Origin of the sequence: Aquimarina aquimarini, assembly GCF_900299535.1 — a bacterium.
Lineage (GTDB): Bacteria > Bacteroidota > Bacteroidia > Flavobacteriales > Flavobacteriaceae > Aquimarina > Aquimarina aquimarini.
The window spans coordinates 145,459-158,199 of sequence record NZ_OMKE01000035.1 but is presented as its reverse complement, the minus strand read 5'-3'; the positions used below and the strand labels follow the sequence as shown (position 1 = coordinate 158,199).

General features: G+C 33.7%; 7 protein-coding genes. 6 read left to right on the top strand and 1 reads right to left on the bottom strand.

The annotated features are described in order from the left end of the window. The 3 genes from DG508_RS15000 to DG508_RS14990 form a co-directional block, all read left to right on the top strand. On the top strand, positions 1-2,507 hold a 2,507-nt coding region (locus tag DG508_RS15000; RefSeq protein WP_108868924.1), incomplete at its 5' end, for a PKD-like domain-containing protein. Positions 2,508-2,559: 52 nt separating this feature from the next. Then, on the top strand, positions 2,560-3,507 hold the full coding sequence (locus DG508_RS14995; RefSeq protein WP_108868923.1) for a PorP/SprF family type IX secretion system membrane protein: 948 nt from the start codon (positions 2,560-2,562) through the stop codon (positions 3,505-3,507). An 18-nt stretch (positions 3,508-3,525) separates the two neighbouring features. Further along, on the top strand, positions 3,526-5,502 hold the full coding sequence (locus DG508_RS14990) for an OmpA family protein (protein ID WP_108868922.1): 1,977 nt from the start codon (positions 3,526-3,528) through the stop codon (positions 5,500-5,502). A gap of 104 nt (positions 5,503-5,606) precedes the next feature. On the opposite strand, the gene DG508_RS14985 is transcribed toward DG508_RS14990, so the two are convergent. Next, positions 5,607-6,428 carry a glycosyltransferase gene (locus DG508_RS14985; RefSeq protein ID WP_108868921.1) on the bottom strand — a complete coding sequence of 274 codons (822 nt, stop codon included), beginning with the start codon at positions 6,426-6,428 and terminating at the stop codon, positions 5,607-5,609. 290 nt (positions 6,429-6,718) lie between these two features. Between DG508_RS14985 and DG508_RS14980 the strand changes: the two genes are divergently transcribed. Genes DG508_RS14980 through DG508_RS14970 form a run of 3 tightly spaced genes read left to right on the top strand, consistent with a single transcriptional unit; the run spans position 6,719 to position 12,590 of the window. Beyond that, positions 6,719-9,808 carry a hypothetical protein gene (locus DG508_RS14980; RefSeq protein WP_108868920.1) on the top strand — a complete coding sequence of 1,030 codons (3,090 nt, stop codon included), beginning with the start codon at positions 6,719-6,721 and terminating at the stop codon, positions 9,806-9,808. Between the two features lie 5 nt (positions 9,809-9,813). Then, positions 9,814-11,043 (top strand): hypothetical protein, encoded by a 1,230-nt coding sequence (locus tag DG508_RS14975; protein WP_234418242.1) that lies wholly within the window; start codon positions 9,814-9,816, stop codon positions 11,041-11,043. Next, positions 11,040-12,590, top strand: coding sequence for a glycoside hydrolase family 2 TIM barrel-domain containing protein (locus DG508_RS14970; protein WP_108868919.1), 1,551 nt, complete (start codon positions 11,040-11,042; stop codon positions 12,588-12,590). Before DG508_RS14975 ends, DG508_RS14970 begins: the two co-directional genes overlap by 4 nt. Positions 12,591-12,741: the final 151 nt, after the last annotated feature.

Sequence of the window (12,741 nt, the reverse complement as noted above, 5' to 3'; positions counted from 1 at the left end):
CAATAAATCCAGAACCTTTTGTAGCCACAGCACCAACCGATATAGTTTGTAGTGATGTTGCCTTAGCTCATGATCTTACAGGAGATGTAAATCTAAGTGGAGCTACCTTTAGCTGGTCCGCGGTAGATAACCCGAATATTACAGGAGAAACAACAGCCACTAGTACAGCAACCAGTATTACTGATGTGTTGACTAATACAAGTGGTTCGGTTCAGACAGTTGTGTATACTATTGTTCCCACAAGTTCAGATAGTTGTGCTGGGGATTCTTATACGTATACAGTAACAATAAATCCAGAACCCTTTGTAGCTACAGCACCAACCGATATAGTTTGTAGTGATGTTGCCTTAGCTCATGATCTTACAGGAGATGTAAATCTAAGTGGAGCTACCTTTAGTTGGTCTGCGGCAGATAACCCGAATATTACAGGAGAAACAACAGCAACCAGTACAGCAACCAGTATTACTGATGTGCTGACCAATACGAGTGGTTCGGTTCAGACAGTTGTGTATACTATTGTTCCTACAAGTTCAGATAGTTGTGCTGGGGATTCTTACACCTTTACTGTTTTAATTTCTCCTAGCCCTGAATTGGTAGTTGCCAAAAAAGGACTACCAGCTCTCGATGGGGCATATGATAGTGTAGGTGAAGAGATTATTTATGAAATTAATATTCAGAACCCAAAAGAGGTGGTATTATCCAATATTTCGGTTACAGATCCAAATGCAGATGCTATAAGTATGCCATTTATTCCTGGTATATCAGCAAATTCATCTGTTACTATAACAGCAACACATATCATTACACAACAGGATTTGAATCAAGGTATAGTAACAAATACGCTTACAGTTCAAGGAGAAGACCCTTGTGGTATAATAGTAACCGATACTTCAGATGATCCAGATACAACTGCACCAGACGATCCTACGATAGTAGCATTACAACAGATACCTAAACTAAGTTTGATTAAAGTTGCCAATATACCTACTGATGGGGATTGGGATGAGGTTGGCGAAGTAATTACATACAATCTAACTCTTACAAATACAGGTAATGTAACATTGACCGATGTAACTATTACAGATGCAAATGCAGATGCAGGAAGTATAAATCCTTCATCAATTCCTGTTATTGTTCCAGGAGAACAATTTGTGATAACAGCAAGCCATACTATAACACAAGTTGATTTGAATACAGGAAGTGTTAGTAATTCCGCTACTGTAGAAGGCAGAGATCCTAATTTACAGTTGGTATCTGATATATCTGATGACCCAAGTAATGACGATGATATTGATACCAATGGAGATGGAGATCCTGATGATGTTACTATAGTATCCATACTACAATCAGCAACATTAGAAGTAAATAAAGTAGTTGATGTAGGATATTTTACTGAACCAGGAGATATATTACTATATACTATTGAAATAATAAATACAGGTAATGTCTCTGTATTTGATGTAAATGTAGAAGACCCTTTGATAGCGTTTACAAGTATACACACTATTAATACACTCGAACCAAATGAATCATTTACAGTTACAGGAGGGTATGTTGTAAATCAGGATGATATAGATAATGAGACTGTTGTAAATACAGCAATAGTAACCGCTTTGTTACCAAATAGAACAACAATTGTCACAGAAGATTCTGATGACCCTGAGGATACTACAAATATAGATACCGACAATGATGGTGATTTTGAAGACCCTACTGTGAGTTATTTAGATACTGATGGAGACGGAATACCTAATATCAATGATTTGGATGATGATAATGATGGTATCCCTGATCTGGTAGAACAAAAAGGAGATTCCTCTCTTGATACAGATGGTGATGGAATTATAGATAGTAGAGATTTAGATGCAGATGGAGATGGTGTTTTAGATTATATAGAGTCAGGGCATAACAGTATAGATACAGATGGAGATGGCAGAATAGAAGGGCCATTTGGCAATGATGGGATTCCTGATAGTGTACAGAATGATGCTAATGGTCGAGAGATTAATTATACGATTCAGGATACCGATGGAGATGGAGTTGATGATTTTCAGGATATAGATGATGATAACGATGGAATTGTAACAGCAGATGAAAATCCAGACCCTAATAATGATGGTGTTCCAGATGATGCCTTTGATGCAGATAATGACGGAATTCCAGATTATCTCGAACCTAATAATACAGATTCATCCCTAGAAGATGATCTTGAAGTATTTAATGCAGTAACTCCCAATGGAGATGGAGATCATGATGTGTTGATTATTGTAAATATTGAAAAATTCCCCAAAAATGAACTTAAGATATTTAATCGTTGGGGTGTTTTGGTGTATCAGGCAAAAGGATATGGAAAAAACGGAAACTTCTTTAGAGGTGAATCCAATGGTAGAGCTACCATTAATAAAGAGAAACAATTACCTGTAGGAACTTATTTTTATGTTCTTACTTATACAAATCAAAAAGGAGAACATAAGAAAAAGTCGGATTACATATATATAAATAGATAAATAACCTGATCAGAAAATATACTTTCTGATTATACAATATAAACCCATTACTATGCAGAGAACCTATTATATAATGGTTATTTTACTTTCCCTTGTGGTAGCAGAGGTATGTGCACAACAAGATGCACAATACACACAATATATGTATAATACTATTAGTGTAAATCCTGCCTATGCAGGCTCAAGAGATGCTATAAATATTACTGGGGTATATAGAAATCAATGGGTGGGGATAGGGGGAGCCCCAGTTACACAGACACTTAGTGTTCACTCTCCTATAGGGAAATCTAATAAAGTCGGATTAGGGATGTCTATTATAAATGATAAAATAGGTCCCACACAAGAAACCTATTTTGATATTGATTTCTCGTATACCATTGATACCTCTGTTGATGGGCAATTAGCATTTGGAGTCAAAGCAGGGGGGCATCTTTTGAATGTTAATTTTAATGACCTTAATCAATATACAAATACAGATGTATTATTGAATACCAATGTGGATAATAAATTTGCTCCCAACTTTGGGGTAGGGTTATACTACCATACAGAAAAATTATATCTAGGTATTTCTGCTCCTAATCTCTTGGAAACACAACATTTTGATGAATCAAATACAGAAAACAGAGCCTCTTCTTTTTTAGCAGAAGAACGAATCAATTATTACCTAATAGGGGGGTATGTATTTGATCTCAACGAAAATATTAAATTGAAACCAGCTATGCTTTTAAAAGGAGTAGCAGGAGCACCATTACAGGTAGATATATCAGCCAATACACTCATAAATGAGAAAATTACCCTAGGGGCTGCTTATCGGTGGAATGCAGCTGTGAGTATATTGGCAGGGTTTCAAGTATCAGATGCAATCATGCTTGGGTTTGCATACGATTGGGAAACCACAGCATTAGGAAATACAGAATTTAATTCAGGATCATATGAGTTCTTTTTAAGATATGAAATCTTTGAAAGAAACGATCGAATTATATATCCAAGATTCTTTTAACCAAACGAGACTATCAAAATGAAAGTAATATATGATAAACCAATAATAGTTGTTTTTTTGATACTTTCTATACCCATTTTTTCTCAGGATAAGCTGTTGAAAAAAGCAAATGAAAATTTTGAAAAATTCGCATATGCCGAAGCCATTGAGCAGTATAAAGATTTCATATTTAAAGGAAATGGAAACGTTACTGTATACCAGAAATTAGCAGATGCTTACTATTTTAACTCCGATCTCAAAAATTCGGCAAGATGGTATAAGCGCATGTTAGCCAAGAAAAAAGAAGTAGAAGAAGAAAATAAGGAAACAATAACGATTAACGAAACCGTTTACTTTAGAGCAGCGCAATCGATTAAATATCTTAAAAATTATGAAGAAGCCCATGCATTGATATTTAATGTAGAGAAATCAAATATTCAAGATTCAAGAGTAAGAAGGCTATTAGAGAATTTTGATTATATAGAAGACATCAAAAAGCAAAGTGGAAGATATATTATCAAAAATTTTTCAGGAAATTCAGCATATGTAGATTTTGCACCCTCGGTATATAAAAAACAGTTGGTATTTTCTTCTTCGAGAGGAAAAGGAAAATATGCTGAGAAGGATAACAAATGGACAAAGCAACCTTATTTAGACCTATTTCATGTAACAATTAGCAAAAATGATACGTTAGAGTTTACTTTTCCTGTTGAATTTTCAAAATCAATCAGTTCAAGACTTCATGAATCTACATCATCATTTACAAAAGATGGAAAAACTATATACTTTACTAGAAACAACATACATAAATCTAGATTTGTTAAAGATTCTTTGGGAATTAATCGATTACGAATATTTCGGGCTACCCTCAATGACAAATTAAAATGGGGATATATAGAAGATCTTTCATTTAATGATGATCAATATTCTGTAGCACACCCCACAGTAAGTATCGATGAGCAAAAACTATACTTTGCTTCTGATATGCCAGGGGGGTATGGGATGTCAGATATTTATATGGTTGATATTTATAAAGACGGTTCCTTTGGGCAACCAGTAAATCTTGGGCCCAATATCAATACAGAAGGAAGAGATACTTTTCCGTTTATAAGTAAAACTGGAATGTTATATTTTGCTTCAGATGGTCATCAAGGGCTAGGAGGGTTGGATATTTTTGCCGTTGACCTAAGCAAGAAAGAAAATAAAATTTATAATGTAGGAGAACCCATAAATAGTAGTGCAGATGATATTACTTTTTATATTGATGAAGATACTAAAAAAGGTTTTTTTGCCTCTAATCGACTTGGAGGAAGAGGAGAAGATGATATTTATAGTTTTTTAGAAACAACCCCTTTGATTACCGCATGTAATGGGAGTATTTATGGAGTGGTAATTGATAAGGATAGAGATAAAGTAGTAGCTAATGCAATTGTTGAAATCAAAAATGAAGAAGATGAAATTATCAGTTCGGGACAAACCAATGAAAAAGGAGAATTCATACAACTTGTAGATTGCAATACAAAAACTTACATGGTAAAAGTGCAAAAAGATACATATGTTGCGACCAAAAAGGAGGTACTAGTTACTAGGGAAATTCCAGATGTTGTTGATACTTTAAAAATCAAGAGTAATCTTCCTTCAAAAGGAGTAGATTTAGTCAAATTATTAGCACTAAAACCAATATATTTTAAATCTAATAAAGCACTGATTTTAGGTAAAACAGCGACAGAATTAGATAAAGTAGTAGCCTATATGAAGAAATACCCAAGTATTAGAATAGAGATAGGTTCTCATACTGATAGTAAAGGGAGCGATGGATATAATCTAAAATTATCTCAAAAAAGAGCAACAGCAACAGCTAATTATATCATAAGTAAGGCAGTCGATCCGTCCCGAGTAAAGAGCAGAGGCTATGGCGAAACTTTATTGATGAATGAATGTAGCAATGGTGTAAAATGTACTGATAAACAACATCAGAAAAATAGAAGAAGTGAGTTTATTGTAATAGAGAATTAAAATTTAGGCAATACAAAAAACAGAGAGCATCACTTATCAAGTGGTGCTCTCTTGTCATTTAGGCATTATAAGGGGTAACTTCGAGTTCAAAATTTATACTGTAATCAGGCTGCCAAAATTCTAGAAGGCATCCCGTATATTTCTACTGTAGACTCAGTGATTTCTTCTGTAATTGAAGATTGTACTAATGGTAATATGTTATAATTAAACCATATAGAAATCAAGCGATAAGGGATTTCTAGTGAGTCTTTTAATCCTAGTTTTGAATCCTCCATATGAATCCATTTTTTGAGAGGTTGCTCAACGATCTTTTTCATAACTTTTTCTTTCCCAAAATGTTTTTTCATTTTAATAAACATTTCTACGTCAAACAACCATCTGCTCAAAAAATTAGTATTAAAAATAACAGGAACCAGATCCGCTCTAAACACCTTGGCACCGCATTGTGTATCTTGAATGGGTAATCCTAATATAAGTATCACCAGAATGTTAATTAATTTCGAGATCAAGCTTCGAATTCCGTTTTTTTTAATAGCATCCGACGTCTCTTTAGCTCTAGATCCAAAAACAAAACTTAATTTAGAATCACTTTTTAATGTTTGTAATAAACCATCAAAATCTTCAAAATCTGTAGATAAATCAGCATCAATAAACCCTATAAATGTGATATCACCTCTACTATGAAGGTATCTGCTACCAGCTCTTACGGCAGCAGCTTTACCAGAATTCTTTTTCATATCAATGATACTTATCTTGGTAGGATTAGTATATTGTATCTCTTTTAGTACATCGATAGTATTATCCTTACTTCCATCATTTACAAAACATAAATGATAGTTATTTTCTTTTTGAATAAAATTTAGAAAAGCGGCTACATTTAATCTCTTTTCTTCGTTATAGCAAGGGATGATAATTCCGGTTTTCATAATAGATTTTTTTGAGGTTACAATTCAAAAGTAGCTATGATCTGTGCCTTGAGGAGTAGGATTTCGATGAGTATAAAATTGCTAACGGCGAATGGTTTTTATCGAAGGATTACCATTCGTCGATACATAATTACCAAAAAAGGAAGAAGATAGATTGTTTGAAATCTAATAATCTGATCCAAAATATCATATCAAGGATAGAGCAGATTCAGGCGTTTACATTCTTTTTACAGATGCTTTAAACTAAAACCTTTGTTGTATATTTAAGTCGAAAACTATGGCGAGCCTTTATGGATAAAACTACAAACAAGTATTTGATAAGTGCATTACTCATCGGAGTAGTTTTTCATGGTACCGCTATTTTTTTTACATTAGAAACTACCTATGATGCATTGATCCATTTGTTTTTTGGAAATCATTATGCCAATAACTGGTTTGACCCCTGGAGTTATAGCTGGTATACAGGGTTTACCGTAATGGGATACCCTCCATTGGTGCATCAGAGTATAGGATTATTCTCGTATATCGGTGGATTAAAATTTGGGCTATTTACAGTAGCTATAATAGCAATTTTACTCTTTATCACAGGGATATACCGTTTTGCATTGGTATTAACATCAAATAGAAATGTTGCGGGATATACAGCTATATTTGGAGTGTTCTCCTCTGTTTTTATAGAAACACTACATATTTTTGGGCAATTACCCAGTATTATAGGACTCTCTATTCTATTACACTCACTACCCGAAATTTATCTTTGGCTCAAAATAGGAAAATACAGATATCTGGTAAATTCTTTGAGTTTGATAGCAGTAACGGTAACTTCTCACCATGTAACTCCGATTTTTGGAATGGTGTTTTTTATTTTTCCATTGATAGGAATGGTAATTATGGATGTTTCTAGAGAGAAAGTAGAAAGTTATAAAGAGGTTAGATTTAAACATTTTCTCAAAAGCTTTTTCTCTCTCTTCAAAAGAATTGTAAGCTTTGGTTTTGGATCATTGCTATTGATTATCATATGTATCTTGCCCTATTGGATCAACACCAAAAACAACCCAATAACCCAAGTTCCTATACCGCATGGATCACGAGATAATTTTCTAGAAGTTACCTCTTCTGGATTGGTGTTTTTTTTAATTCCGTGGGGAGTTTTGTTATTTCTTTTTCCATATATATGGTATCGATTTTATAGTAAACGCTATTTGTTTTTTGGATTTTCAATAACACTGCTCACTATTTTAGGAACAGGAGGTACAACACCAATTCCACTTATGATGCTTGGTGAGAATGCGTTTAATATACTAACATTGGATAGGTTTACCCTATGGGCATCTATTATGGCATTACCAATTTTTGGTGAGTTTGGATATCGGTTTGCAGAAGGAGACCTAAAACAAAAAATAAGTGAAAAATTTGGAGGTGTATATCATAGGATTATAGGAGGCTTAATCACAGGAGTTATGATTTTTACTACGCTATTTACTATGAGCTTAGGATATTTCAGACCCTCGCAACCACAAAAAATAAAAATGCTACCTATTCTTAATTTTCTGAGTAGAGATCAGCATGACCATTGGCGATATCTGCCCTTAGGGTTTGGAGATCAGATGGCTTGGCTTTCTGCACAAACCAATGCCATGACTGTAGATGGTAATTATCACTCGGCAAGAAGATTACCAGAATTGACAACAAGAGCCGTAGAACGACTAGAAAACTCAAAATTTAGAGGAGTAGAAGGGATCGGGTCATTACAACAATTTCTCACAGTACCCGAAAAGTATAACCTCAAATATGTGTTTTCTAATGATAAATTTTATGACCCTATCCTCTATTTCTGTGGCTGGCAACGATTGCGGCAGTTAGAAAATGGGATTATGGTTTGGGAAAAATTAAATGTACCACCACTCTCAAGTATTTTGCCCAGAGAAGAAGTACCCATGTTTCAAAAATTAATGTGGGGATTGATCCCTGTATTTACGGTGCTATTAGCATTTGTAATCAATATACAATTGATATGGGTACATGCGCTGAAGTCAAAGAATAAAACCTTTCCAGTATATTTTAAGTTTGGAGTCGCATATAATGGATTTAATAAAAAAGTTATAAAAGCATCCTATCTATGGGTACTTCTTATACTGGTAGTAATGAGCTATGGTTTTTATTTATTATATATAAAGAATGTCAAACAACTAAGTCCTATTAATGTAACCGAAGCGTACTATGATGCATTAGATTTTAAAGAGTTTGAGAGAGCACATTCTTATATAGATCCCAATAGTAATAAAAGTATAGATCAATATATGCTAGAGGTTTCTGTTACAGATGGACTATTAAGTTCGTATGCCAAATTAGATGAAATCAAAGTCGGTATTATTGTTCAAACCGATAGTACTGCCAAAGTAAAAGTATTAACTCGTTGGATTACTCCATTAGAAAAAATAGATAGAACCTATTACCATGAATTAGTAAAAAACAATAATAGATGGTTTGTAAAACCATTACCGTATGATTTAGATATTCCTCCTGATCAATTTTTTGTAGAAAATATAACTTCTTTTTACAACCATGGTAGGCGTAGAATTAGTTCAGAGCAAACGTATCATGAAGATGTATTAAAGCAACCTGTACTAGAGGTCCTTTCCTCAAAAATTATCGAATATAATGATCAATATGCCATTGTTGGAGAAATACAAAATATTGATAATGTTCCTGCAGATGTTGTTATTACTGGTACCTTGTATAATGATGATAATAAAAAACTAGCCAAATACAATGCAAAACATCAAATGAAACACAAATTGATGCCCAAGGAGATTACAAGCTTTAGGATAGATTTTGAAGGAATTGCATGGATGAATAGCGAAGATCGTAAACCCGAAACTTTTGACCCCGATCAATTTACAGCGATGGAGTTTGAAGAAATACCCACCAAATTCAATCTACAAAGTGCAGGTAATGTAGCCATTGTAGATTTATATAAAGGAGTAGCAATAAATGATCTTTCTTTGCAAAAAGAGTATATAGAAGGAGTGTTATTTAATTCGGGTCTAGAAGAAGTTACAATCCCCCTTTTATTGGTGTCATATTACAATCAGAATCATGAATTATTGTGGGTAGATCATCAATATTTGCAAGAAGGAATACGACCACAGCGCAAATTGTATTTTAGCTATCCATTGTTAGACTTGACAGCATTAGAATGTATTAATGATGATATGGAGAATGTGTTAGTCAACGGATTACAAAATATAGAAATTAGTGATAAAATGGTTCCAGATAGAAAACATGAGCATCAGTCCGTACAATTTTTACCAGTAGAAGGAAAAGGGTATAGATATATAAAATTAGAAATTAACAATTATATAGGAGCACCACATTAATGACTATGTATAAAAAACATATCGCCCTGTTACTATTGACTTCTGCAATCTGTATATTAAGTATCGGTTTTACTACTATTATAAACAGATCAGAAAAAGTTTCTGCAGTGTTATTGACCAATCAAACAGTATTTAATGCAGGAGATGCTATTGTATTAGAATTTGAGTTAGAAAAACCAGTTACAACCAAGCTGTTTTTACATTCATCCTATGGTAGTACCGTGATAACACCCAATAAGCAAAAGGATACTCAGTATAGCATCCCCAATTTTATGACAAATAAAAGCGGAGTGATAAAATATATATTGTCACATAAATCAGCCATTGTCTATGAAGGAGAATTGCAGATAAACCCCAATATCAATACAAAAGTACATTTAGAATCTTATATAGGCCCCCCTAGTATTATTGCAGGAGGAGAAGATTATACCATGCAAGTTGTAATACCTACAGATATATATGATAATCCATTACCAGAAGAAACCCCTATACAAATTGGTCATCAGTTTTTGAATACCGAAAAAGAAAATATACTGTATACAAAAGATATGATGGGATGGAAAAATATATTCTCTTACGATCAATCGGGGAGAATACTACTATTTTCTGTAGTAGGAGAAACTGTTTCAAAAGAATTTTCTGTAGAAGTATTCCCTGCATTGCCTGAGAATTTTGAGATTACGAGTGACCGCAGACATAAATATGCAGATGGAAATCAGATTACAGAATTAGTTACTTCGATTATCAAAGATGAATATGATAATGTAGTAAGTGATGGAACAATAGTTGATTTTGAGATTATAGATGCAAAAGGAGCAGTATTGCAAACACAAGGAAGCACCATCAATGGTACAGCAGTTGCCAAAATACTACACCCAGACCATAAAGATATATGGCGTATCAAAGCATATGTGTACGGCATGGCAGAAAGTAATACTATTAAACTAGAATACACCCCTGTTTTAGATGATTTTGAGGTAGTATTTGATAAAGGTAATAGAGAAATCAAAGTAGGGCCATTAGTAAGTTTTATGGAGCAATTGATTCCTAATGGAGCATTGGTAAAACTTGATATATTCATAGATGATAAAAAAATAGATACCAAAGTAAAAACCTCATTAGATGGAGTCGTTAGATTTATTCTAGAAGAAGGGTTTTATGTTTCTGGTGAGTATGATATCAAAATAAAAGCATTGGGCATTAAAAAAGAATATAACAATATCACATTACAATGATAAGTTGGAATAAAAATATATACAGATCACTTATTATCATATCCTTTATAGGAGTGGTTATATTGGTGCTTTTTGGTATCAGCCAGGCGCTATCCTATCTCAATACTGGAGCAGATAGAACATCAATGTTACATGTTGCAGTGCAAAAAGAGCGAGTGTATTTTCCTAAGGTAGAATGGGTAGATACAATCAATCCAGGACGACCAATGGAAAAACAAACCTTACTCGAGATAGAACAAGACTACCTCAATGCCTGGTATATACGTAATGCAGCATATCAGACCAATAAAATAGAAGGAGTAGAAGATTATTATACTCAAAGTGCGCGAGTAAACATCAATACGGCAGTGAGGCATAATAAAAAAGAAAAAATAGCAATACATAGCACCACCACAGCTCATAATATCGACTTAGATTTTTATAGTGCAGATGGGCAGTTGGTAGTATTAACAGATAATGATGTAAAAGAATATCAAAGAGTATATCAAGGAGATAAGATGCTGTTGGAAACCAAATTGCAATCAGATTATCAAGTGATGCTTTTATTAGAAGATGGTTTTTGGCGTATACGGCATATGGTAAAAGAAAAAAACAGTTTGCAAGAAGAGATTACCAAAACCAATGGTCTGGCTGAAGTTATAGATGATAAAATATATATTGATGGAGAGGAATACCAGATTAAAGGAATCAATTATTACCCCCAGAAAACTCCTTGGGATATGTTTGGGGACGATTTTGATATCGATATCATCGCTCAGGATTTTGATATTATCACTACCGCAGGATTAAATACGATCCGAATTTTTGTACCCTATGAGTTTTTTGGAAAAGCAGAAGTTGACTACCAAAAACTACAAAAATTAGAACAAACTCTGGATATGGCAGCAGTAAAAAATCTAAAAGTAGTAGTGACCTTATTTGATTTTTATGGTGATTATTCTGTATTAGATTGGACATTGACTCACCGACATGCAGAACAAATAGTAAAACCATTTGCTAATCACAAGGCTATTCTTGCATGGGATATAAAAAATGAACCTAATTTGGATTTTACGACCAGAAAAAAAGAAAATGTATTGGCATGGCTAAAAGAGATGGTCTACCAAGTCAAACAATTTGATTCTAACCACTTGGTAACAATAGGATGGTCTGATGTAGAATCAGCCAGTCTGCTCAAGGAAGAAGTAGATATCATATCATACCACTACTATCAGGATATCAATAGGTTTGCAGATGCATATGTCTTATTAAATTCTAAGATAGATAAACCACTAGTGTTACAAGAGTTTGGATTGTCATCCAGTAGAGGGCTTTGGAGTCCTTTTGGGCCATCAGAAAAAGAACAAGCGGCTTATTACAAGAAATTCCAGCAACTTATCAAGCAAGAAAACATACATTACCTCTCCTGGACCTTATATGATTTTGATAAGGTACCCAGTTCTGTAGTTGGTAAATTACCATGGCGAAAACATAAGCAAAAACATTTTGGATTTATCGATCATAAAGGAAATAAGAAACCTGCTTTTGAATTTATTAGCAAAGAATAAATAGACAACTTATAGCGAAACCCTTTTACCGCTCGCTATGAAAGGATAGGGGCTCATAAGTTAGTGTAAATAGTATGACAATATCAGATCAGAGTTCCTATATATTTGTTATGTTTGATGGTTTTAGGGTTATTAATATATAAGCTAAAAA